The organism is Pseudorhodoferax sp. LjRoot39 (assembly GCF_964253035.1).
GTDB lineage: Bacteria > Pseudomonadota > Gammaproteobacteria > Burkholderiales > Burkholderiaceae_C > Pseudorhodoferax.
Genome location: NZ_CAXUQL020000001.1, coordinates 6,685,681 through 6,708,214, shown reverse-complemented (window position 1 = coordinate 6,708,214; position 22,534 = coordinate 6,685,681). Strand labels below are relative to the sequence as shown.

Genomic DNA, 22,534 nt, shown 5'->3' with positions numbered 1-22,534 from the left:
GGCCTCAGCCGGGTTGCTGTGCCTGCGGGCAGTCGACCTGCACCAAGGCCTGCCGCGCGGCGCTGGCGCCCACGCGCAGCGCGCTGAGCGGGCCACCCCATACGCAGCCCGTGTCCAGGCAATAGAGGTCGTCACGGTCCAGCCAGCCCAGCGTGGACCAATGGCCGAAGGCCACCGCCACGTCGGCCGTGCGCCGGCCCGGCACCTCGAACCAGGGCATGAAGCCCTCGGGCGCTGCGCTCACTCCTTCCTTGGTCTCGAACTCCATCTGCCCCTCGGCGCTGCAAAAGCGAAGCCGCGTGAGCGCGTTGATGACCACGCGCAGGCGCGCGTTGCCGGTCAGCGCGTCGTCCCAGTGGTCGGGCTGGTTGCCGTACATCTCGTGCAGGAAGTCGCCGATGTGCGGGCCGCTCAGCACGTCCTGCAGCTCGGCGGCCAGCGCGGCCGTGCGCTCGGCCGTCCATTGCGGCAGCGCGCCGGCATGCACCATGAGCAGTTCGCGGCCGGCCACGGTCTCGTGGATTGCCAGCGGCTGGCAGCGCAGCCAGTCCAGCAGCGCGGCGCGGTCGGGCGCGGCCAGCAGGGCGTCCAGCGTGTCGCGCTTGTGCGGGCGGCGCACGCCCCAGGCGCAGGCCAGCAGGTGCATGTCGTGGTTGCCGAGCAGGCAGCGCGCGCTGCCCTCCAGCGCCATGAGCCGGCGCAGCACCTCGGCCGAGGCCGGGCCGCGGTTGACCAGGTCGCCCAGCACGTAGACGGTGTCGCGGCTGGGTGAGAAATCGATGGCCTGCAGCAGCCGGCCCAACGGCTCGTCGCAACCCTGCACATCCCCGATCAGATAAGACGCCATGTGTTCTCCAACAACGACGCGCGACTCTACACGGCGCCGAATGCTGTAGATTGCACAGCCATCAGGGAGGATTGCCATGGATTCGACTTCGGGTTTCGGAGAGCTGAGTGACATCGACCGCTCGGAGCTGCAGATGGCCTACGGCGCCTGCGTGGCCGACATCGAGCTCTTCACGCGCCAGCAGTGGTGGGCCGGTGCCTATGCGCTGGTGATCTACGCGCTGCTGCTGGCCGGCGTGCACCAGCTTGTCGATCCGATCACCGAAGGAGGCGTGCGCCACTGGGTGCTGGTGGTCATCACCTGGGCCATCTGCCTGTACGGGCTGCTCGCGATCAAGCGCATGCAGATCTCCATCGTGGTGGGGCGGCGCCGGCTGGACCGCGTGCGTGCGCACTTCGGTCGCGCATTCCAGGAGATCTGGTCGATCGCGCGGCCGCGCGAGGACATCCACCGCATGCTGTATGGCGTGATGGTGCTGGGCGCCGTGCTCGTGACCTGGATGGCGCTGGACAAGGCCTACGCCGTGTCCCTGCCGCTGTCTGGGCCAACGCCCCTGCCCTGATGGACTTCCTGCTGATCGCGCTGTTGACTGCGCTCAACGGCGTGTTCGCCATGTCGGAGATGGCGTTGGCCACCAGCCGCAAGGCGCGCCTGGTGGCCATGGCCGAGAGTGGCGACAAGGGCGCGGCGGCGGCCCTGGCGCTGCTGGCCAACCCCACGCGCTTCCTCTCGTCGGTGCAGGTCGGCATCACGCTGATCGGCATGCTCAACGGCATCCTGGGCGAGGCCGCGTTCAGCAGCGCCGTCGCCAAGTGGCTGGAAGCGCTGGGCCTGGGCCCCGGCGTGGCCGACGTCGTGGCCACGGCGCTGGTGGTCACGGCCATCACCTTCGTGACCATCGTGTTCGGCGAACTGGTGCCCAAGCGCATTGCGCAGCTGCATCCCGAAAAGGTGGCGCACCTCGTGAGCCGGCCCATGACCTGGGTGGCCATGGTGGCCAAGCCCTTCGTGCGGCTGCTTTCGCTGAGCACGCAGGGTGTGCTGGCGGCGTTGCGCGTGGACACGGCCGGCAACCGCGCCATGACCGAAGAGGAAATCGACGCCAGCCTGGAAGAGGGCGTGGACGCCGGCGTGATCGAGGCGCACGAACACCGCATGGTGCGCAACCTGTTCCGCCTGGACGAGCGCCCGCTGACCTCCATCATGGTGCCGCGCGACGAGGTGGGCTGGCTCGATGCCAGCCTGCCGGTGTTGGAGGCGCTGCGCCTGGCCGGCGGCGAGGCCGAGCACGCCGGCCACTCCTGGTATCCGGTGTGCCGCGGCTCGCTGGAGGACGTGGTCGGCATCGTCAGTGTGGCGCGCCTGCTGGCGCTGGCCGGCCAGGACCGCGAGGCGCTGATCGGCACGCACGCGCTGGCGGCCACCTTCGTGCCCGAGACCTTGTCGGGCCTGGAACTGCTGGAGCAGTTCCGCGCGCGTGCCGGGCGCATGGTCTTCGTGGTCGACGAATACGGCGTCGTGCAGGGCGTGCTGACGCCGCGCGACCTGCTGGAGGCCATCACCGGTGAGCTGCAGCCCGAGACCCAGACCGAGGCCTGGGCCACGGCGCGCGGCGACGGCTCCTGGCTGCTGGACGGGCTGATGCCGGTCGGCGAACTCAAGGCGCGCCTGGACATCGACGAATTGCCCGAGGAAGACCGCGGCCGCTACAACACCGTGGCCGGACTGCTCATGGCCGTTTCGGGTCACATGCCGGCCACGGGCGAGCGCATCGAATGCGCGGGCTGGGTGTTCGAGGTGCTGGACCTGGATGGCCGGCGTATCGACAAGGTGCTGGCGCAGCCGCTGCGCGCGGAAGAGGGCAGCGCGGGCGGCTGATCAGCGGGTTTCCACCCCTGCGAAGCCGGCATCCGGGTAGCGCGCGCCCTGCACCGCACCAGGCGCGAACAGGGCATCGAGTTCGGCCAGCAGCGCGTCGGGCAACTGCAGCGCGCAGGCCGCCAGGTTCTGGCGCAGATGGGCCTGGCGCCGCGTGCCCGGGATCGGCAGCACATGCGGCTGGCGCTGCAGCAGCCAGGCCAGGGCCAGGGCGGCCACCGGCTGGCCGAGCTCGGCCGCGCGCGCGGCCAGGCGTTCGCGCAGCTGCAGGTTGGCCGCGCCGGCCGCGCCCTGCAGGCGCGGCAAGGCGCGCCTGAAGTCGTCTTCTGCCAGGCTCTGCTCCTCGGGCGGCCGGTCGGTCAGCACGGCACGGCCCAGCGGGCTGTAGGCGACGAAGGCCACGCCCAGTTCGCGCGCGGCGGGCAGCACGGCCGCCTCGGCGCCGCGCTCCCAGAGCGAATACTCGCTCTGCACGGCCGCGACCGGATGCTGTGCGTGGGCTTGGCGCAAGCTGTCCGCGCTGATCTCCGAGAAGCCCAATGCGGCGACCTTGCCGGCCCGCACGAGATCGGCCATGGCGCCCACGACCTCGGCCAGCGGCACCTGCGGATCGCGCCGGTGGCAGTAGTACAGGCCGATGCGCTCCACGCCCAGGCGCTGGAGCGAGGCCTCGCAGGCGGCGCGGATGTAGGCCGGCGAGTTGTCGATCCGGCGTTCGTAGGTGCCCTTGGTGCGCACGATGCCGAACTTGGTGGCGACCACCAGGCCGGCCCGCTCGGCCGGAGCCAGCGCGCGCAGGAAGCGGCCCAGCAGTTCCTCGTTGTGGCCCAGGCCGTAGGTGTCGGCCGTGTCGAAGTGCTGCACGCCCAGTTCGCGCGCGGCGCGCAGGGTGGCCAGCGACTCGGCCTCGTCGGACGGGCCGTAGAACTCGCTCATGCCCATGCAGCCCAGGCCGAGCAGGTGGATGGCGTGGCCGGCGAGCGGGCGGGGGGTGATGGGTGTGGTCATGGCAAGAGGCTCCCTGTGCGTTGGAGGCCGGATCATCCATCGCCAAGCTACGGCGCACAATCCGCCATCGTGTTCACGCACTGTGCGGCCTGGCTGCACAATTGCCCGCCATGGCCACACCCGAACTCCTGCACTTGCGCGCGCTGGCCGCCGTGGCCGAATGGTCCAGCTACCGGCGCGCGGCGCAGGCCATGAACGTCTCGCCCTCGGCGCTGAGCCAGGCCGTGCGCACGCTGGAGCAATCCCTGGGCGTGCCGCTGTTGCAGCGGACCACGCGCAGCGTGGCACCCACCGAGGCCGGCCGCGCGCTGCTGGCCGAGCTGCGACCCTTGCTGGCCGGGCTGGACAGCGCGCTGGCCAACGTGGGCCAGTTCCAGGCGCTGGTGCGTGGCACGCTGCGGCTGAACCTGCCGCGCAGCGCCGCGAGTTTGTGGCTGGAGCCCCTGCTGGGCGATTTCCTGCGCGCCCATCCCGGTATCGCGCTGGAGGTCAGCAGCCAGGACGCCATGGCCGACATCGTGCCGGGCGGTTTCGATGCGGGTGTGCGCTTTCCCGAGGCCTTGCCGCAAGGCATGGTGGCGGTGCCGGTGGGGCCGGTGCAGCGCTTTTGCGTGGTGGCGCGGCCCGATGTCGCCCAGGCCCAGGGCCTTCCGCAGTTGCCCGAAGACCTGCTGGCGCGGCCCTGCGTGCGCCAACGCTTCCCGAGCGGGGCGCTGTACCACTGGCAGTTCCGCAAGGGCGAGGTGGCGAAGGCGCTGGATGTGTCCGGCCCGCTGACCGTGGACGACCAGCGCCTGGCCCTGGGCGCCGCGCTGGGCGGCGTGGGCTGGGCCTACATCTACGAAGCCATGGCGGCGCCCGGGTTGGCGGCCGGCCAGCTGGTGCAGGTGCTGGCCGACTGGTGTCCGCCCGAGCCGGGCTTTCACCTGTACTACCCGGGCCGGCGCCAGGTCAGCCCGGCGCTGCGGGCCTTCATGGACTGGGTGCAGGCCCGGCAGGCGGCCTAGTTCAGGCCACCACCACCGCAGCGCCGTCGCCGCGCGCCGCGATGGCGCCGATGGTGTAGACCGTCTCGCCGGCCGCGCGCAGCGTCGCGGCTGTGGCCTCGGCCTCGGCCGCCGGCACCACGACGACCATGCCGATGCCGTTGTTGAAGGTGCGGTTCATCTCGATGTCGTCGATGCCGGCCGTGGCTTGCAGCCAGGCGAACAGCTCGGTCTGCGGCCAGCTGCCGGCCTTCAGGTGGGCGGCCAGACCCTCGGGCAACACGCGCGGGATGTTCTCCAGCAGGCCGCCGCCGGTGATGTGGGCGAGCGCCTTGATCGGGTGCCGCGCCAGCGCGGCCAGCACGTTCTTGACGTACAGGCGGGTGGGTTCCATCACGGCCTGCTTGAAGGGCTTGCCATCCAGCAGGGCGGGCAGGCTGCCGGCCGCTTCGGCGCGTTCGATGCACTTGCGCACCAGGCTGAAGCCGTTGGAGTGCACGCCGGCCGAGGCCAGGCCCAGCACCACGTCGCCGGCGACCACGCCCTTGCCCGTCAGGATCTTGCTCTTCTCCACGGCGCCGACGGCGAAGCCGGCCAGGTCGTATTCGCCGGGCGGGTACATGCCGGGCATCTCGGCGGTCTCGCCGCCGATCAGCGCGCAGCCCGACAGCTCGCAGCCCTTGGCGATGCCGCCGACCACGGCCGCGGCGGTGTCCACATCCAGCTTGCCGCAGGCGAAGTAGTCGAGGAAGAACAGCGGCTCGGCGCCCTGCACCAGCACGTCGTTGACGCTCATGGCCACCAGGTCGATGCCCACGGTGTCGTGCATGTTCCATTCGAAGGCCAGGCGCAGCTTGGTGCCCACGCCGTCGGTGCCCGAGACCAGCACCGGCTCCTGGTAGCGCTTGGGCACCTCGAACAGCGCGCCGAAGCCGCCGATGCCGGCCAGCACACCCTCGCGCATGGTTTTCCTGGCCAGCGGCTTGATGCGCTCGACCAGGGCGTCGCCAGCGTCGATGTCGACACCGGCATCCTTGTAGGACAGCGGGGAGGGGGAGGCGGGGGTGTTGCTCATGGGGGCAGGGTGCCTGCGACGGCACAGGGGGCAATGGGTACGCGGAGAAGACTAAAATCCGCGCGAATTCTACGGGGGCTCCCCCCGCTACCTCGCTCCATCCCCTTTGATGCAACAGTTGGCCCTCGACATCGGTCTGGCTTCCGGCCCTACGCTGGCGAACTTCTTCGCCGGACCGAACGAGGCTGCGCTGCAGCATCTGCAGCTGTGGTCCGGCAGCCCCACGCGCTCGCCGGTGCCCACCTACCTGTGGGGGCCCGAGGGCAGTGGCAAGAGCCATCTGCTGGAGGCCGTGCGCGCGGCGCTGCGCGAGCAGGGCGGCAAGATCGGCTGGCTCGACCCGAGCGTGGCCGAGCCCCCGGAATTCGACGAGGACTGGGCCGCCGTGCTGCTGGACGACGTGCAGCACTACTCGGCCGTGCAGCAGCACGCGGCCTTCAACTGGTTCGTCAACGCCCAGGGCCTGCAGCGCTGGGTGCTGGGTGCCGGCACGCTGCCGCCGGCCGACCTGCCACTGCGCGACGACCTGCGTTCGCGCCTGGGCTGGGGCCATGTGTTCCAGCTGCAGCTGCTGTCCGAGGCCGAGCGCCGCGCCGTGTTGCGCCAGCAGGCCGACGCGCGCGGCATCTTCCTGCCCGACGAGGTGATGGACTTCATGCTGCGGCGCTTCAGCCGCGACCTGGCCAGCCTGGTCCAGCTGCTGGACCATCTGGACGGCTATGCGTTGCAGACGCAGCGCGCCATCACCATTCCGCTGATCAAGTCCATGCTGGAGCACACTTGAACCTGGCCTTGTTCGATCTGGACCACACGCTGCTGCAGATCGATTCCGACTACGCCTGGGGCGTCTACACCACCCGCATCGGCTGGACTGACCCCGAGGCTTTTGCCCGGCGCAACGACGCGTTCTACGCGCACTACAAGGCCGGCACGCTGGACATCCACGATTACGTGCGCTTCGCCACCGACGCCGTGCGCGAGCGCGGCCCGCAGGCTGCGGCCGCCGCCCATGCCGACTTCATGCGCGAGATGGTGTTGCCGGCCCTGCTACCGGCGGCGCGTGAACTCGTCGAGCTGCACCGCGCACGCGGCGACACGCTGCTGCTGGTCACGGCCACCAACGAGTTCGTCACTGCGCCGATCGCCCAGGCCCTGGGCATCGAGCACCTGATCGCCGTGCAGCTGGAGCGTGCACCCCTGCCCGACGGCGGCGACTGGATCACCGGCGCGATCCGCGGCGTGCCCTCGGCGCGCGAGGGCAAGGTCACGCGCATGCAGGCCTGGCTGGACGAACGCGGCCTGACCTGGGACAGCGTGCACTGCACCTTCTACTCCGACTCCATCAACGATCTGCCGCTCCTGGAGAAGGTCCAGGTTCCGGTGGCCACCAATCCCGACGACCACCTGCGGGCGGTCGCGCAGGCGCGCGGCTGGCGCATCCTGGACCTGTTCGAAAAACTCACATGATCAAGAAACTCATCGACAAGCTGCTGGGCAAGAGTTCCGCCGCCCCCGCCAGCCGTGCCCGCCCCAAGTTCGGCAAGCGCCAGGAGATTGCGGCCGAGGTCCACAAGATCGACCCCAAGCTCGTGGACGAGCGCGCCGCCAACGTGGTCAGCACGCTGCAGCAGGCCGGCTACGAGGCCTACATCGTCGGCGGCGCCGTGCGCGACCTGCTGGTGGGCCTCAAGCCCAAGGACTTCGACGTGGCCACCAACGCCACGCCCGAGCAGGTCAAGGGCCTGTTCCGCCGCGCCTTCATCATCGGCCGGCGCTTTCGCATCGTGCACGTGGTCTACGGCCGCGGGCGCGAGCACGAGGTCATCGAGGTCTCCACCTTCCGCGCCTACCTGGACAACGCCGCGGCCGAGCAGGTGGCCGGCAACGAGCGCACCAGCAAGAGCGAGCTGGCCGGCATGCAGCATGCCGTGGACGCCACTGGCCGCGTGCTGCGCGACAACGTCTGGGGGCCGCAGGAAGAGGATGCCGCGCGGCGCGACTTCAGCATCAACGCGATGTACTACGACCCCAAGCGCCAGATCGTGGTGGACTACCACGACGGCCTGAAGGACGTGCAGAACCGCAGCATCCGCATGATCGGCGACGCCGCCACGCGCTACCGCGAAGACCCGGTGCGCATCATCCGTGCCGTGCGTTTCGCGGCCAAGCTCAACGCGCTGGGTTTCAAGATCGAGCCCAAGACCGCAGCACCCCTGGTCAAGTCGCAGCAGCTGCTGGCCGACGTGCCGCAAAGCCGCCTGTTCGACGAGATGCTCAAGCTGCTGCAGACCGGGCATTCCATCGCCACCATCGACAAGCTCAAGGAATTGGGCCTGGCGACCGGCATCTACCCGCTGCTGGACCTCGTGGTCGAACGCGCCGACCAGCCCTTCGTGCGCGCCGCGCTGCAGGACACCGACCGCCGCGTTGGCGAGGGCAAGCCTGTGGCGCCCAGCTTCCTGTTGGCCTGCGTGCTGTGGGCCGATGTGCGCGACGGGTGGAAGACGCGCGTCGAGCACAAGCGCCAGCCGCCGTTCCCTGCGCTGCAGGACGCCATCGAGGACGTGTTCAGCGCGCGCATCGGCGACGTCTCGGGCCGCGGCAAGCTGGCCGGCGACATGCGCGAGACCTGGACCATGCAGCCGCGCTTTGACAAGCGCACCGGCAGCGCGCCCTGGAGCCTGGTCGAACAGCCGCGCTTCCGTGCCGCATTCGACTTCATGCGCCTGCGCGCCGACTGCGGCGAGATCGACGAGGCCTTGGCCGAGTGGTGGCAGGAGTTCAGCCTGGCCAGCGACGAGCGCCGGCACGATCTGCTGGACCAGGCGCGGGAGGAATCGGGCCGCGCGCGCGTGCGCGTCGTGAAAGGCCCCAAGCGCGAGGCCGATGCATCGGACGTTGCGGCAGCGCCCCAAGACGATGAGACCGCCGTGGCGCCCAAGAAGCGGCGCCGCCGCCGCAAGCCGGCCGGCGAACGCGTAGAGGTCGCACCCACGCCGGACAACGGCGCCTGAGCCGTGGCCGCTGCCGCCACCGCCTTCGTCGGCCTGGGCGGCAACCTGGGCGATGCGCGGGCGGCCGTCTTGTGGGCGCTGGCAGAACTGGACCGGCTGCCGGGCACACGTCTGGTGCGCGCGTCGTCGCTGTACCGCAGTGCACCGGTCGATGCGGGGGGGCCGGACTACGTGAACGCTGTGGCGAAGCTGGCGACGCACCTGGCGCCGCTGGACCTGTTGGATGCTTTGCAGGCACTCGAACTGCAAGCGGGGCGTGAGCGCCCTTACGTCAACGCGCCGCGCACGCTGGATCTCGATGTGCTGCTGTATGCCGACCGTGGGCTGGAACTGCCGCGGCTGACGCTGCCGCACCCGCGCATGTGGCAGCGTGCCTTCGTGCTGCGGCCGCTGGCCGAGATCGAACCCGGCCTGGTGCCGCAGGGGGCGCTGGAGACGGTCTCCGACCAGCAGATCACGCGATGTGAGAAATAGACCCTCTGCGGGATGAGGAGCTGGCCAGCGGTGTGTGCTGGCCGATGGGTGGGATGGCGCTCAGTCGCGCTTGCCGGAGCGGCGCTTGATGATGACACCCATGACCAGCAAGCCTGCCAGCAGCATCGCCTGGCCGGTCTGCTCTTCGGCCTGCGCGACCGGTGCGCCGGTCACCATGGTGCGGCTGCGGTTGCCGATGCTGCCTGCGTCGAAAGCCGTCTGGGTCTTCGGCGCGGCGGCTGGATTTCCCTGGACGAACTGGACCAATTGTTGCAACCGGCTGCTGATCTGGTTCGTCACGGACGACACAGCGTCCGACTCGTTCGCTGCCTGTGCCATCCCGGCACACGAGAGGGCAAGCGCGCATGCTGCAATGGAAAAAGCTTTCCGCATGGTGGAGTCCTTATTGTGCAAAGTGGATTGGAGCCTCAGGGTTAGTATGTAGACTATTGTGCAGTGCAGCAATAGTCCAAATGGACTAAGTGGTCTGAAAGTACTATCGAAGGCTGTGTCGAGGCCGACTGGCCCGAGAATCGCCGTCTTCAGGAGAGCCGTCAGATGAGACTTGCGGATATTTTTGTGTTGCTGCGTGCCCGCTGGAGGCTGGCGGCGGTGGTGTGGGTTGCGGTGGTTGCCCTGGTGGCAGCGGTGACGTTTCTCAAGGACCCCAAATACACAGCGTCGGCTGCTATGGTGCTGGATGTCAAGGCCGACCCGATTGCTGGCGGTGCGTTGGCCGGCGTGACGAACAATTCGTACATCGGAACGCAGTTGAGCATTCTGCGCAGCGATCGTGTCGCACTGCGCGTAGTGCGAGCTTTCGGCTGGGACCAGGACGAGCAGCGGCGCCAGATCTGGCAGACCGCGTCGGAGGGCCAGGGTGACTTCAACGCCTGGCTGGTGGCTGGCTTGCTGAAGGATCTGGATGCGGTGCCCACCCGCGATTCCAACGTCATCACCGTTTCTTATACCTCCAAGGATGCCGCGCTTGCCGCCCAAGTCGTCAATGCATGGATCAAGGCCTACATGGCCACGACCTTGGAGCTGCGCGTCGATCCGGCGCGCCAGTACAACAGCTTCTTTGACACATATGGTAAGCAGTTGCGCGAGGATCTGGAGAAGGCGCAGGCTCGTCTCTCCAGCTACCAGCGTGAGCATGGCCTGGTGGCGACCGACGAACGTGTCGACGTCGAAAACGTGCGGCTGATGGAGTTGTCCTCGCAGATGGTGGCCCTGCAGAATCTGGCCAATGAGTCGGGTGGTCGCCAGAGTCAGGCGGTCGGCAATGCCGACCGCATGCCGGAGGTGCTGGCCAATCCGGTGATCGTGTCGCTGACCTCCGAACTGTCGCGCCAGGAAGCAAGGCAGAAGGAGTTGTCCGAGCGCCTCGGAGAGCGGCATCCCGAGATGGTCGAGCTGCAGGCCAAACTGGCTGAACTGCGGTCAAGGATCGCCACGGAGACCAAGCGTGTCACCGGCAGCATCACCGTGAGCAACAGCGTCAACCAGGGGCGGCTCGCCCAGGCGCGGGCAGCGGTGGAGGAGCAGCGCAACAAGGTGCTGCACCTGAAGGCCTTGCGTGACGAGGCCGGCGTGCTGGAGCGAGACGTGGACAACGCCAAGCGTGCCTATGACACGGTGATGTCGCGGGCCAGCCAGACGAATGTGGAGAGCAACGCGACGCAGACCAATGTCAACGTGCTCAAGGATGCGACCCAGCCACTGAGCCCGTCGGAGCCCCGCGTCATGATGAACATGGCGATCGGCTTGATCGCCGCGACATTGCTGGCGCTGGCGACGGCGCTGGCCACGGAAATGCGTGATCGCCGGCTCCGCAGCGAGCAGGATGTGGCGCGCACGCTCCGGCTGCCCGTGTTGGGAGTGATGCCTGAACGGTCGGGTGCGACGCGGCGCGCACCGCGCTTGCGTGCGCGGTGGACGGCACAGATCGCCAACAGCACGCCCGGCAAGACCGGTTGAGTGCCTGCGCAATCCGTGCCTGATTCACGTCCATCGACCACCGTGCCCGATGCCGGGCATGAACCCCTGCGAAATCCATGACAACCACACCCGATGGGTCTATTACTTCTCTCGACGCTGGTGGCCAACTGGTCGACCGGTCGATCGGGGATCTGATCTGCGATCTGCGCAAGTTGGACACACGGCAGATCGAGCAGATCCTGCAGTACCAGCGCCAGCATGGTGTGCGCTTCGGTGAGGCGGCCATTGCGCTCAAGCTCGCTTCGCGTGACGACGTGCTGTGGGCGCTCTCGCAGCAGTTCCACTACCCGTACGCAGCAGAAGGCGGTCTCACCGGGTTGAGCACGGAACTGGTGGCGGCCACCGACCCGTTCTGCGATGCCGCGGAGGTCTTTCGCGACGTGCGCAGCCAGCTTCTGATGGACGTCTTTGCGCCAGGGCAGCCCCGGCGCGCGCTGGCCGTTCTGAGCCCCAACGTCGGAGACGGCAAGACCTACTTTGCCGCCAACCTCGCCGTGGCGTTCAGCCAGTTGGGCGAGAGCACCTTGCTCCTCGATGCCGACATGCGAACACCGCGGCAGCACCACCTCTTCGGCGTGCCGCCTGGCAACGGTTTGAGCAACATCCTTGCCGGACGCGCGACCGCCGATGCGGTGCAGCCAGTGGCAGCGCTGCCAGGCTTGCACCTGCTGTCGGTTGGCACGCTGCCGCCCAATCCGCTAGAGCTGATGCAACGCTCGTCGTTCGCTTTCTTGATGCAGGAGTTGCTGAACCGCTTCCAGCATGTGATCGTGGACACGCCGGCCGCGGAGCATGGCGCGGACGGACGCGTGCTCGCGGCGCGTTGCGGCGCGGCCCTGATCATTGGTCGGCGCGACCGCACGCGCATGGATGCGATCCAGTCGCTGGTGCAGCAGATCGCGCGCTCCCACGCCAAAATTGCCGGGGTCATGCTCAATGAGCATTGAAAGCGTCCGAACGGTTCTGGTGGTGATCCCCACCCTGAACGAAGCGGCGCACATCGAAGATGTGCTCGATACCCTGGCACGTGGGTGGGATCCTCGGCACAAGGTGCGGGTCGTTGTGGCCGACGGCGGCAGCACCGACGGCACGGTCGAGAAGGTCCACCACCTGGCCGCGAGCCGACCGTGGCTGTCGCTGCTTCCCAATCCCCACCGCATCCAGAGTGCCGCTGTCAATCTGGCGGCCCGCAAGCTGGGTGCCGATGCCGATGTGCTGGTGCGCTGCGACGCGCACGCCGACTATCCCGATGGCTTCGTGCGGGACCTGGTGGCCACGCTGGAGCGCGTTCAGGCGGATGCTGTGGTGGTGCCCATGGATTCGCACGGACACAACTGCGTGCAACGCGCCGTGGCCTGGGTGTCGGACACGCCGCTCGGGTCCGGCGGTTCCGCACACCGGGGGGGGCGGCACAGCGGGTTCATCGACCACGGGCACCACGCCGCTTTCCGCATGGAGAGCTTTCGACGGGCCGGCGGCTACGACGAAACCTTCACGCACAACGAGGACGCCGAGCTGGACTGTCGCCAGCGGGCACTGGGCAGCCGGATCTACCTGGATGCAGACATCCGCATCGGCTATAGCCCGCGCAGCACCTTGCGTGGGCTGTGGCGGCAGTATTTCGGCTATGGCAAAGGCCGGGCGCGAACCGTGCGCAAGCACCCCGGTTCGATGCGCCTGCGTCAGTTGGCTGTTCCCGTGTTCCTGTGTGCGAACGTGTTTGCGCTGGTGGCCGCCGCTTGGCTGCCCTGGCTGCTGGTGCTTCCAGCCATCTATGGGCTTGCGCTATTGGCGGCATCGATCGGTATTGCGCTGAAGCAGCGTTCGACGTGCGGGATGTGGAGCGGACCGGCTGCAGTCACCATGCATGCAGCCTGGGCAGTTGGTTTCCTGTGGAGCATGGCGTTCCTGCGACAAGCGCCCTGGTCGGCCAGCCACGCCGACCCGTTGGTGTTCGATGAACGTCTGATGCGGACCGAGCCCTGATGTCCACGTCGCTGCCCACGCCATGGTTGGGCGATGCCGAAGCGGGCAGGGCGCATTCTGTCCGGCATCTGCAGTGGTATATCGACAAGGGACTCTTCTGGGTGCCTGTGATGACGGCGACCTTTGCGTCCAAGTTTGCGGTTCCTCCGCTCGGCGCAGCGGGGATATCGGTCGCCATCCCCGCCATGCTGGCGATGGTGTGCATCGCTTTGATTTTCCAGCGTCTGGTATTTGAGCCAAGGGCGTCGGCAGCCTATCTGTTCGTGTTGGGCAGCCTTGTTGCGATGCAGTCGATGGCAGATAGCCGCTACTCGCTGATGTCGCTGATTCTGCTGGCGATGCTGCATTTTCCTTATGTTGTCAGAATGGTGCAGCCACCAAGTTTTGTTCGGATCGTCCGGTCAATTCAGAATGTCGGCCTGATCATCGCCATTCTTGGAATACTCCAGTATTTTCTTCAATTCGCCGTTCCGGCGGATCTGGTTTTTCCGCTGGAGAATTTTTTCCCAAAAGACTTCATTGTCAGCCTATTCAATCAGCAGGCCCCGATTGCTTACGGGGCTACTGTCTATCGCGCGAATGGGATGGTGATGGTGGAGCCGTCAGTTTTTAGTCAGCTGATGGCGCTTTGCATCGTCATCGAGTTGATCAGCAAACGCAGATGGTGGTATTTCGCGGTTGCAATGGTTGCGATGGTCGTTTCTTATTCTGGAACGGGGATGTTGCTCCTCGTGGCAACGCTCGTGGTATTCGCTGTGGAGCGTGGGAAAATCGGCTTGGTCACGGCTTTTTTTGCCGGCGTGTTCGTACTGTTTGCATTGGGGTCGGTCTTCAAAGACATTCCGATCCTGGGTCACATGATTTCCCGTATCGGTGAATTCGGTTCTACGGGCTCCAGCGGCTTTGCGAGGTTCGTCGGAGGGTATTACATGTTTGATGAGTTCTTGTGGCCCGACCCAGTTCGTACGTTGATCGGTTACGGGGCTGGTACATTCAAGTTCTACATGCTGGCCGCAACCTATCCCGTATCGGAAATGGCAATTTTCAAGGTTATCTTTGAATTTGGATTGCTTGGGGCGACCCTGTATTTCGGGTTGTTGGTTTATTACTTTGGGCGCTCCAGAGCGCCGTTGGTTCTGAAGGTTGGTTTGGCGATCTGTCTCATACTGAGTGGAAACTATTTTCCATTCGCGCATGCACTGGCTTTTGTCTTGCTCGTCTGGGCGGAGTCTGAACAAAGAGTTCGTCGTCTTCCTGGTGCTGTCTGATCGATGAAGGGTGTTTCTGTTCCAGCGCGATCTGGCCTCATAGATGTTTGCAAGGCGGTCGGCATCGTTCTCGTCGTATGGGGGCACAGTCCGGGAATTCCTGATCTGGTCGGCGATTTGCTTTACAGCTTCCATATGCCGCTGTTCTTCTTCATTTCTGGATATCTGTTGAAGACAGAGCGCCTGGAGCAGGGTTTGGCATCACAGGCACGCGAGCTTGCCCGATCGCTGTTGAGGCCCTACGTGCTGTTTTTTGTGATCTCGCTTGGCTATTGGGTGGCCACCCGCAACATTGGGACCCGAGCAGGGAAGTTTGGCGACCTGACGGTTCTGGATGCCTTGTTCAGCATGGTGACCGGCTTGTCGGCTGATCTGTTCGTCAACATGGCGCTGTGGTTCTTTCCATGCATGTTTGTGACGCAACTGCTCTACCGTATGGCGTGGAAACTCGTTCGGAGCGACGGCTGGCTGGCGCTGGGCAGTGGCGTGATCGCAGCGGTGCTCATGGCGACCACCTTGCCTTGGTCCACGCGTCTACCGTGGGGCCTCGATATTGCGTGGGTGGCGCTGGTCTTCTTCTCCGCAGGGCGGTGCGCGAGGCCGGGTTCGGCGTTGGTGCAATGCGCCGTCACGCGGCCTGGATGGGTGCGATTGCCGATCCTGCTCGCCGTATTGCTGGTTTGGCTGGGCTGCGCCTCGTCGCAGGGGCGGGTGGATCTCGCGCTGGCGAACTTTGGACCGAGCTGGCCAATCTATTTTGTCGCGGCCTTCAGTGGCATTGCCGTTCTCTTCACTGTGGCTTCGCGCCTGCGTGCTACTCTCATCGTGCAGTGGCTGGCGCATAACACCCTGATCATCTTTCCGCTGCATGCGCTGTTCATCAACCTAGGAAGTGGTTTGGCCAAGATGCTCGGCGCAGGGCACTATGGCCAACTTGCCTCGCTACTGTTCGCGCTGTGGGCCATCGTCTGTACGGTCCCTGCTGCGTTCCTGCTGAAACGGTACTTCGCTCCCCTGCTCGGAATGCCTGCGACGCGCCAACGCGCTGCGGCATGAGTGATCAAACCTCGAGGATCAGACCATGCTGAAGCTGCTACGACTTGTGTTGCCAATTGCGCTTGGCATGGCCATGCTGACAGGCGGGCTGGCGTCCGCGCAGCCAGCCGCTGGTGCCTCTCCCGTGGCCCAACCGCGACTTGGCGTCTACCTGGGCGCCGGCTGCGATGCACGCAAGAAGTTGCCAGCCTTTGAAGCGTGGATCGGCAGACCAGTGGATTTCGTTGTCGACTTTCTGTCCTGGGACTCGTGGGAAGCGATGGCCTGGGCGGCAGGCTGGGTCGGCAAGTGTTGGCAGGAAGCAGGCAAGCCAGTGGTCGTGTCGATGCCCATGCTTCCTCGTGACAAGAGCTTTACCCTTGAGGCCGGTGCGCGGGGCGACTATGACGACAAGATTGCTCTTGTGGCGCGGCGACTGATCGGTACGGGGAATGGTGCAGCGATCATTCGGCTTGGCTGGGAGTTCAACGCGCCGTGGTACAGGTGGGATGCCACCAAGAAGCCGGAAGAGTACATCGCACATTGGCGCAGGGTGGTCGGTGTGATGCGAAGCGTCCCGGGGGCGCAGTTCCGGTTCGACTGGACTCCGATCATCGGCCCTGGCGTGGCCTCGCCGGTGGCAGCCTATCCCGGCGACGACGTGGTCGACATCATCGGTGCCGATGCCTACAACAACAATTACTTCCGTCCAGGTACGACGGCTGAGGAGCGCTGGAAGGAAATGCGAGATGGCCCCGTGGGTTTGCGCTGGCATCGCGACTTTGCCCGCAAGCATGGCAAGCCCACATCTTTCCCTGAATGGGGCACGGGCACGCGCCCGGACGGGAAGGGTGGGGGTGACGACCCTGTGTTCATGCAGGGCATGACGCGGTGGATTGCTGAGAACCCACCCGAGTACCACAGCTACTGGGATTTCTACGCCAAGGACTACAGGTCGAAGATCTCCGATGGAAACCAGCCGCTCTCGGGAAGGATTTACCTGGACGCGTTTGGAGTTGGCCGATGAGTGTCTGCACCAGCAGCGGCGCACACGCGTTGGAGAGGGTCGGTCTGGCCTGCGCGTTGGCACTCACCCAGCGGATTGATTCTTGAGGCGTTCGATGTCTTCTTCGGTCCGCAGCACGGAACACCATGCCGGCATCCACGGTCTGCGCGGCGCCTGCGTCGTCGCGATATTTATCTATCACGTCGTCAACTCTGGCCTGCTGCCGCCCGCAACGTCGCCGCTGACGGCGTGGTTGCTGTGGCTGAGCCACGGCTTGCGCTACGGCGTCGAGGTGTTCTTCCTGATCAGCGGCTATGTCATCGTGCACAGCTTGCGGCGGCACGCCAATGTGAGGCTGTTCATGCGCGACCGCGTGCTGCGCATCTTTCCGCTGTGGTTGCCTCTCGCTTGCGCGCTGCTGGCCGGGGCTGCGGCATGGTCCCACCTGTCGGGAACGCCGATGCGGTCGCGGCCCGATGCCCTGACGTTGATCCCGAGCCTGCTCATCCTGGAGCCGGTGCTGCCGGTGCACAACATCCATCCGGCGCAGTGGTCACTGTGCTATGAACTGTTCTTCTACGCATTTGCCGCCACGGTTTGGCTGGCGCGCCGGCACGCGACCTGGCTGCGCATTCTGTGCCTGTTGCCGGCCCTGATCTTCGTGGTGCTGTTTCCGCGCTCGCTCTTCTTCGTTCCTGGGGTTCTGGCGGCCTTGTACGAGCCTTGGCTGCGTGCCCGGGGCGCCTGGATGCGGTGGGGCTGGGTGGGACTGCTTGTGGCGTGGGTGGCCTGGCTCAGCACCGGTGTCGACAACGCGGCGCTCAGCCGCACGCTGGTCGACTTCGCCATGCAGGGAGATGGACTGGCCACGCTCGCGGCATTCCTGGGGGCAAGCTGGTTCTTCGCGTGGATTCTGCTGTTTCGCAGTGGCGCGCACGGCCGCATCCTGGCATCGCGCGGCATGCAGTGGCTGGGCACCATCAGTTTCAGTTTCTACCTGGTTCATCCCATCATGATGAGTCCGGTCAAGCGGCTCCTTCTGCCCGCACTTGGTCTGGGTACCTGGCCGTCGATCATGGTGTTCGTGGTCGTGGCCTTCGCCATTTCCTGCCTGGCTTCCCTCCTGACCTGGAAGTACCTGGAGGTTGGCCTGCGCCGCTGGCTCCAGTCGCTGGGGCGCCTGCCCACCCCAATCACGCAGCGCCGGTGATGCGGCTGCACCAGGTGCCCGTTGTGCACCCGGCATTCGACGATTTCTACTTCTTCCCGACCTCCACATGCCGCCTCGCATCCAGCCTCCGATCAAAGTGTTGCTCGTCGATCCGTCGCTGTTCACGGCGCCCTACGACGCGGCATTGACGGCGGGCCTCGTCGGGGCGGGCGTCTCTCCGATGTGGGCTGTCCGTCCGGTGCGCCCGGGTGACCGCCAGGAGATTCCCGCACAGTACGTGGATGACTTCTTTTATCGCCGCACCGACAGTGCGCATGCATCGGGCTGGCGCGCCGCCGTCAAGGGGCTTGCGCACCTGGGCGGGCTGGTCGCACTGGTGGCGCGGGTCTTCAAGCACCGTGCCGACGTCGTGCACGTGCAGTGGTTGGTGCTTCCCTTGTTCGATGCCTTGGCCATCGGGGTGATTCGCTTGTTCAAGCCTGTCGTGCTCACGGTGCACGACTCGGTGCCGTTCAACGGCGAGCGCATGTCCCTTTTCAAGCGCATGGGCTTTCATCTTCCATTGCGGCTGGCGCATCGCCTCATCACGCACACGCAGACCGGCCGCGAGCACTTGATTGCCGTCGGCGTGCCCGCGGCCAAGATCCGCGTGGTTCCGCACGGGCCGCTGCGGATCGCTCATCCTGTTGCCGCGCGGCCCGTGGACGCTGCCCCTGCCGCGTCGTACAACGTGGTCCTGTTCGGCGAGATCAAACCCTACAAGGGCCTGGATGTGCTGGTGGAGGCGGTCGGTGCCTTGCCTGCGGCCATCCAGGCGCGCTTGCGGATTTTCGTCGCTGGGCGCCCGCGCATGGAACTCGCAGACATCCAGCATCGGATCGCGGAACTCGGCATCGGCCAATGTTTCGACTTTGACCTGCGCCGCATCAGCGAAGAGGAAATGGCGCAGCTGTTCTCGCAGGCCGATTGCTTCGTCTTTCCTTACCGGCAGATCGATGCGAGTGGCGTGTACTTCCTGGTCAAGGCCCTGGGCCGCTGGTTGATTGCAAGCAGGGTCGGCGTGTTTGCCGAGCAGATGGACGGTACGGACGACGGCCGGCTGGTCGCCAGCGGCGATGCGCGCGAACTGGCCGCAGCCTTGCAGGAGGCCGTGGAGCAGCGGCCGCTGCCGCGCGAGATGGACAGCAAGGATTCCTGGGAGGGCATCGGGCACCAGACGCGCGCGCTCTACCAGGAACTGCTGGGCCGTGCTTCTTCCATGGAGGCAGCGCGATGAGGGCGGCGCGTCTCCGTGCCAGTGCAGCAGCGCGGCTGCGCCTGGGCCGCTCCGACGGTTGGAGCGTTCACGGCTGGCCCGGGCCTTGCATCACGCTCGTCCTCATGCAGGCAGAAGTGACCCCTTCGGAACGGATGCACGGTGCGCCCAGGGGCAGGGATGGCCGGCGCATTGGCCGAGGGCAGGCCGCATGAAAGTGGTGTTCGTGGGCAGCTTGTATGCCCCCAACGGCGTGGGTGGCGCCGAACGCACGGTACAGACGATCGCCGAGGAGGCTGTGCGCCGTGGCCACGAGGCCGCCGTCATCTCGCTGGCGCCCGATGGCGTTGCGCGCAGCGGCGAGCTCAACGGCGTGCGCACCTATTACGTGCCATTGGCCAACGTCCACTATCCGTTCAGCCCCGTGCCGCGCGGCGCGGTGCGGCGGGCCCTGTGGCACGCCATCGACGCCTACAACCCTTGGATGGCGCGGCGCGTGGGGCGCATCCTGGACCGCGAACAACCCGAAGTGCTGCAGACCGGCAACCTGCTGGGATTTTCTGCTGCTGTCTGGCATGCCGCGCGCCGACGCTCCATTCCGGTGGTGCAGATGCTGCACGACTACTACATGGGCTGCGGCAATTCCTCGATGTTCAAGAACGGCGAGAACTGCACGCGCCAGTGCACGGCCTGTCGTGTGTTCACCGCGCCACGGCGCGCCATGTCCGACATTCCCGAGGCCGTGATCTCACTCAGTGCGCGGCTGCTGGAGCGCGTCGAGGGCACGGGCATGTTTGCGCATGTTCCCAAGAAGGCCATCATCCACGGCGCCAGCGACCTGGTGGCCGCGCCGCAGGCTCCGTGCGCTGCCCGTCTCGCTGGCCAGCTGACGGTGGGCTACCTGGGGCGCCTGGAATCCACCAAAGGCCTGGAGTTCATGCTCGACGGCCTGGCGCAGACCCCGCAGGTGCGGGTGCTGCTCGCAGGCAAAGGGGCGGACGAGTACGTGAATGGGCTCCAGCAGCGTTACGCCGCAGCGCCCAACATCGAGTTCCTGGGATTTACCAAACCGGCGGATCTCTTCGCGCGGATCGACCTGTTGATCGTGCCCTCGGTGTGGGAGGAGCCCTTGGGCCGTGTGATCTACGAAGCCTACGCACACGGCCTGCCTTCCATCGTGATGCGCAGCGGCGGCATGCCGGAGATCGTCGAGGAGGGCGTGACCGGCTTCGTTGTGCGTCCGGGGGACGCGGAGCAACTGAGTGCCCTCGTGCGGCGCCTGGCTGCCGATTGGAACGGCGAGGCGTATCGCCAAGCGTGCCTCGTCAAAAGCGAGGAGTTCAAGGTCGAGCGACTGATCGAGCGCTACGAAGAGGTCTGGATGTTTGCCCGCGAACGCCAGGTGGCACGGCAGTGAGGTGTCCTGCGCACTTCCCCGGCACCTTGCTGCTCTGAATTCGATGTGATCCCTATGCCCATGCAACGTGCTTTCAACAAGGTGATGCGGCGACTGGCGCCGAAGGCTCCTGCCGCCGCGCCAGATTTTTCCGAGATCGAGGTGTTCTCGTGGTCGCCCGCATCGGGCCACCGCAACTTTGGAGACCACCTGGCGCGGGTGGTGGTGAGCAAGGTCCTCGCGGACCGCGGCCATGTCATCGAGGAGGCGGTACGCCAGCCCCGGCGCCTGCTGGCGATCGGTTCGGTGATCCACTTTGCCCGCACCGGCGACGTGGTCTGGGGCTCTGGTGTCAACGGCAAGGAGATGGATCCCGCCGTGCACCGCTACAGCCAACTGGACGTGCGCGCCGTGCGCGGCCCGCTGACACGCGAATTCCTGTTGGCGCGCGGCATCGCCGTGCCGGAGATCTACGGCGATCCTGCGCTGCTGCTGCCGGTCCTGTTTCCGGGGCGCTTCGTGCCCGTGGCCAGGCGCCCGCATGTCGTGGTGCCCAATCTCCACGACATGCGGCTGCTCACGGAGCAGGGCGCCAAGGACCTCGTCTCGCCTCTGGACAGCTGGAACCGCTGCGTGGCGCGCATTCTCGAAGCCGAGTTCGTGGTCTCCAGTTCCTTGCACGGCATCGTGATTGCCGAGGCTTATGGCATACCGGCCCGGTACGTGCGGCTGTCGGAGACCGAGAAGTCCTTCAAGTACGACGACTACATGCGTGGCACCGGCCGCGGCCCGATCGAGGCGGCAACCAGCATCGCCCAGGCCCTGGAGATGGGCGGGCAGCCGCCGCCGGTGTTCAGTGCCCAGGCGTTGCTGGATGCCTTTCCGCTGGATCTGTGGCAAGACGGCGACCGCCCCGAATGAATTGGAACCCTCGAGGAACGACGAAGTGCGTGAAGCCCCGATGAACCCATCAAAGCGGAACTTGAACGTGGCGCTGATGCCCCGCACGCTGCCGCTCAACAAGTTCATCGACCTGTTCTCCTCGTCGATCGAATCGGCGGGCAACGCGACGCGAGAGTTCTCGTGGAGCGGGGCAGGGCTATGGGCCAGCGACGCGGTGATCCTGCATTGGCCGGACCAGTTTTTCCTGAAGCGGGGCCTGTCCGGCTCGCTGAAGTCCTACGCCAAGCTGTTCATGCTCCGTGCCGCGAAGCTGTTCAAGGGGCAGCGCGTCGTGTGGGTGGCGCACAACCTGGCGCCCCATGACACGGCCGCCGTGGACGACAGGCTGCGCGACCGGTTCTTCGATACGCTCGACGGGGTCATCTTCCTGTCGCGCCGCTCGCAGCAACTCGTGGAGGAGCACTATCCGCAACTGCGTGCCAAGGAACAGCTGGTCACTGTCCATGGCCACTACCGCGATGTGGCGCTGGCTTCCCCCAGTGCATGCAGCCCGCCTGGCAGCGTTGTGCGGCTCGGGTACGTGGGACTGATTCGCCCATACAAGAATCTGGACACCCTGGTCTCGGCAGCGGCCAACCTGCCAGGTCTTAGCCTGCACATGAGCGGCATGGCCAAAGACGCCGATGAACTCCTGGCCGACCTGCAGACGCGCGCCGCGGGGGCGGCCAACATCACACTCGACGCGCGTTCGACGCCGCTCGACGATGCGGATGTTGAGCGTCTGATCGACGCATGCGACGGCGTCGTGCTGCCATACCGCAACATCCTGAACAGTGGCTCTGCATTGCACGCGCTCTCGCGCAACCGCCCGGTCCTGGCGCCGAGGATAGGCAGCCTGCCGGAGTTGCAACAGCATGTGGGGGAAGATTGGTTGTACCTCTACGACGGTGAGCTGACGCCGCAGGTTTTGCAGGATTTCGGCGCGCGGCTGCGCGCCCGGGCCAGCAGCCAGGCGGCGCCGCTGGACGCATACGACTGGCCCCCGATCGGGCGCGCAATCGATGGCTTTCTACGCAGGATCGTGCCGGGCGCCTAAACTTGCGGCGCTTCCGCGCGGGCATCTCCACCTGCTGCATGCCGCCACACGGAGGACTAGTAGCCGGTGCTGCTTCAACCGTGTTGTCGAGCCGATCGGCTGGTGCGCAAAGTGTTACCAGGCGTTACCATCGCG

22 protein-coding genes are annotated in these 22,534 nt (G+C 66.3%); 18 read left to right on the top strand and 4 right to left on the bottom strand.

The window, feature by feature from the left end; genetic code table 11:
* Window positions 1–4: 4 nt before the first annotated feature.
* Window positions 5–847, bottom strand: coding sequence for a symmetrical bis(5'-nucleosyl)-tetraphosphatase (locus tag ACSQ4M_RS31315; RefSeq protein WP_436193262.1), 843 nt, complete (start codon window positions 845–847; stop codon window positions 5–7).
* A gap of 76 nt (window positions 848–923) precedes the next feature.
* Between ACSQ4M_RS31315 and ACSQ4M_RS31310 the strand changes: the two genes are divergently transcribed.
* Together ACSQ4M_RS31310 and ACSQ4M_RS31305 are read left to right on the top strand one after the other, a co-directional pair.
* Window positions 924–1,409 carry a hypothetical protein gene (locus ACSQ4M_RS31310; protein WP_436193261.1) on the top strand — a complete coding sequence of 162 codons (486 nt, stop codon included), beginning with the start codon at window positions 924–926 and terminating at the stop codon, window positions 1,407–1,409.
* Window positions 1,409–2,725, top strand: a complete 1,317-nt coding sequence (locus ACSQ4M_RS31305) for a hemolysin family protein (RefSeq protein ID WP_436193260.1) — start codon at window positions 1,409–1,411, stop codon at window positions 2,723–2,725. Before ACSQ4M_RS31310 ends, ACSQ4M_RS31305 begins: the two co-directional genes overlap by 1 nt.
* On the opposite strand, the gene ACSQ4M_RS31300 is transcribed toward ACSQ4M_RS31305, so the two are convergent.
* Entirely contained in the window at window positions 2,726–3,733 is a 1,008-nt protein-coding gene (locus tag ACSQ4M_RS31300; protein WP_436193259.1) for an aldo/keto reductase, read from the bottom strand. It abuts the gene before it with no gap.
* Between the two features lie 110 nt (window positions 3,734–3,843).
* Between ACSQ4M_RS31300 and ACSQ4M_RS31295 the strand changes: the two genes are divergently transcribed.
* Window positions 3,844–4,740, top strand: coding sequence for a LysR family transcriptional regulator (locus ACSQ4M_RS31295; RefSeq protein WP_436193258.1), 897 nt, complete (start codon window positions 3,844–3,846; stop codon window positions 4,738–4,740).
* Between the two features lies 1 nt (window position 4,741).
* Here the strand turns inward: ACSQ4M_RS31295 and purM are convergent, their stop codons facing one another.
* Entirely contained in the window at window positions 4,742–5,794 is a 1,053-nt protein-coding gene (gene purM, locus ACSQ4M_RS31290; RefSeq protein WP_436193257.1) for a phosphoribosylformylglycinamidine cyclo-ligase, read from the bottom strand.
* A gap of 109 nt (window positions 5,795–5,903) precedes the next feature.
* Between purM and hda the strand changes: the two genes are divergently transcribed.
* Genes hda through folK form a run of 4 tightly spaced genes read left to right on the top strand, consistent with a single transcriptional unit; the run spans window position 5,904 to window position 9,282 of the window.
* Window positions 5,904–6,578, top strand: a complete 675-nt coding sequence (hda, locus tag ACSQ4M_RS31285) for a DnaA regulatory inactivator Hda (RefSeq protein ID WP_056656708.1) — start codon at window positions 5,904–5,906, stop codon at window positions 6,576–6,578.
* Window positions 6,575–7,261: an HAD family hydrolase gene (locus ACSQ4M_RS31280; protein ID WP_436193256.1), complete on the top strand. Its 687-nt coding sequence runs from the start codon at window positions 6,575–6,577 to the stop codon at window positions 7,259–7,261. Before hda ends, ACSQ4M_RS31280 begins: the two co-directional genes overlap by 4 nt.
* Window positions 7,258–8,808 carry a polynucleotide adenylyltransferase PcnB gene (gene pcnB / locus ACSQ4M_RS31275; protein ID WP_436193255.1) on the top strand — a complete coding sequence of 517 codons (1,551 nt, stop codon included), beginning with the start codon at window positions 7,258–7,260 and terminating at the stop codon, window positions 8,806–8,808. Before ACSQ4M_RS31280 ends, pcnB begins: the two co-directional genes overlap by 4 nt.
* Window positions 8,809–8,811: 3 nt before the next feature.
* Window positions 8,812–9,282 carry a 2-amino-4-hydroxy-6-hydroxymethyldihydropteridine diphosphokinase gene (gene folK / locus ACSQ4M_RS31270; RefSeq protein WP_436193254.1) on the top strand — a complete coding sequence of 157 codons (471 nt, stop codon included), beginning with the start codon at window positions 8,812–8,814 and terminating at the stop codon, window positions 9,280–9,282.
* A gap of 60 nt (window positions 9,283–9,342) precedes the next feature.
* On the opposite strand, the gene ACSQ4M_RS31265 is transcribed toward folK, so the two are convergent.
* Window positions 9,343–9,675, bottom strand: coding sequence for a hypothetical protein (locus ACSQ4M_RS31265; RefSeq protein WP_436193253.1), 333 nt, complete (start codon window positions 9,673–9,675; stop codon window positions 9,343–9,345).
* A 165-nt stretch (window positions 9,676–9,840) separates the two neighbouring features.
* Between ACSQ4M_RS31265 and epsF the strand changes: the two genes are divergently transcribed.
* The 11 genes from epsF (at window position 9,841) to ACSQ4M_RS31210 (ending at window position 22,399) form a co-directional block, all read left to right on the top strand.
* Window positions 9,841–11,262 carry a chain length determinant protein EpsF gene (gene epsF / locus ACSQ4M_RS31260; RefSeq protein ID WP_436193252.1) on the top strand — a complete coding sequence of 474 codons (1,422 nt, stop codon included), beginning with the start codon at window positions 9,841–9,843 and terminating at the stop codon, window positions 11,260–11,262.
* Between the two features lie 77 nt (window positions 11,263–11,339).
* A complete protein-coding gene (locus ACSQ4M_RS31255) occupies window positions 11,340–12,230 on the top strand; it encodes a polysaccharide biosynthesis tyrosine autokinase (protein ID WP_436193251.1) in 891 nt (296 codons plus the stop codon).
* Entirely contained in the window at window positions 12,220–13,269 is a 1,050-nt protein-coding gene (locus ACSQ4M_RS31250) for a glycosyltransferase family 2 protein (protein ID WP_436193250.1), read from the top strand. The genes ACSQ4M_RS31255 and ACSQ4M_RS31250 overlap by 11 nt, the downstream gene beginning before the upstream one ends.
* Window positions 13,269–14,537: a hypothetical protein gene (locus tag ACSQ4M_RS31245; RefSeq protein ID WP_436193249.1), complete on the top strand. Its 1,269-nt coding sequence runs from the start codon at window positions 13,269–13,271 to the stop codon at window positions 14,535–14,537. The genes ACSQ4M_RS31250 and ACSQ4M_RS31245 overlap by 1 nt, the downstream gene beginning before the upstream one ends.
* 3 nt (window positions 14,538–14,540) lie before the next feature.
* Window positions 14,541–15,593 carry an acyltransferase family protein gene (locus ACSQ4M_RS31240; RefSeq protein ID WP_436193248.1) on the top strand — a complete coding sequence of 351 codons (1,053 nt, stop codon included), beginning with the start codon at window positions 14,541–14,543 and terminating at the stop codon, window positions 15,591–15,593.
* A gap of 25 nt (window positions 15,594–15,618) precedes the next feature.
* Window positions 15,619–16,599 carry a glycoside hydrolase family 26 protein gene (locus tag ACSQ4M_RS31235; protein ID WP_436193247.1) on the top strand — a complete coding sequence of 327 codons (981 nt, stop codon included), beginning with the start codon at window positions 15,619–15,621 and terminating at the stop codon, window positions 16,597–16,599.
* A 94-nt stretch (window positions 16,600–16,693) separates the two neighbouring features.
* Window positions 16,694–17,788: an acyltransferase family protein gene (locus tag ACSQ4M_RS31230; RefSeq protein WP_436193246.1), complete on the top strand. Its 1,095-nt coding sequence runs from the start codon at window positions 16,694–16,696 to the stop codon at window positions 17,786–17,788.
* A gap of 67 nt (window positions 17,789–17,855) precedes the next feature.
* On the top strand, window positions 17,856–19,025 hold the full coding sequence (locus ACSQ4M_RS31225; RefSeq protein ID WP_436193245.1) for a glycosyltransferase: 1,170 nt from the start codon (window positions 17,856–17,858) through the stop codon (window positions 19,023–19,025).
* A gap of 199 nt (window positions 19,026–19,224) precedes the next feature.
* Window positions 19,225–20,421, top strand: coding sequence for a glycosyltransferase family 4 protein (locus tag ACSQ4M_RS31220; protein WP_436193244.1), 1,197 nt, complete (start codon window positions 19,225–19,227; stop codon window positions 20,419–20,421).
* A 60-nt stretch (window positions 20,422–20,481) separates the two neighbouring features.
* Window positions 20,482–21,321 carry a polysaccharide pyruvyl transferase family protein gene (locus ACSQ4M_RS31215; RefSeq protein WP_436193243.1) on the top strand — a complete coding sequence of 280 codons (840 nt, stop codon included), beginning with the start codon at window positions 20,482–20,484 and terminating at the stop codon, window positions 21,319–21,321.
* Window positions 21,322–21,388: 67 nt separating this feature from the next.
* On the top strand, window positions 21,389–22,399 hold the full coding sequence (locus ACSQ4M_RS31210; RefSeq protein WP_436193242.1) for a hypothetical protein: 1,011 nt from the start codon (window positions 21,389–21,391) through the stop codon (window positions 22,397–22,399).
* The last annotated feature ends 135 nt before the right edge of the window (window positions 22,400–22,534 follow it).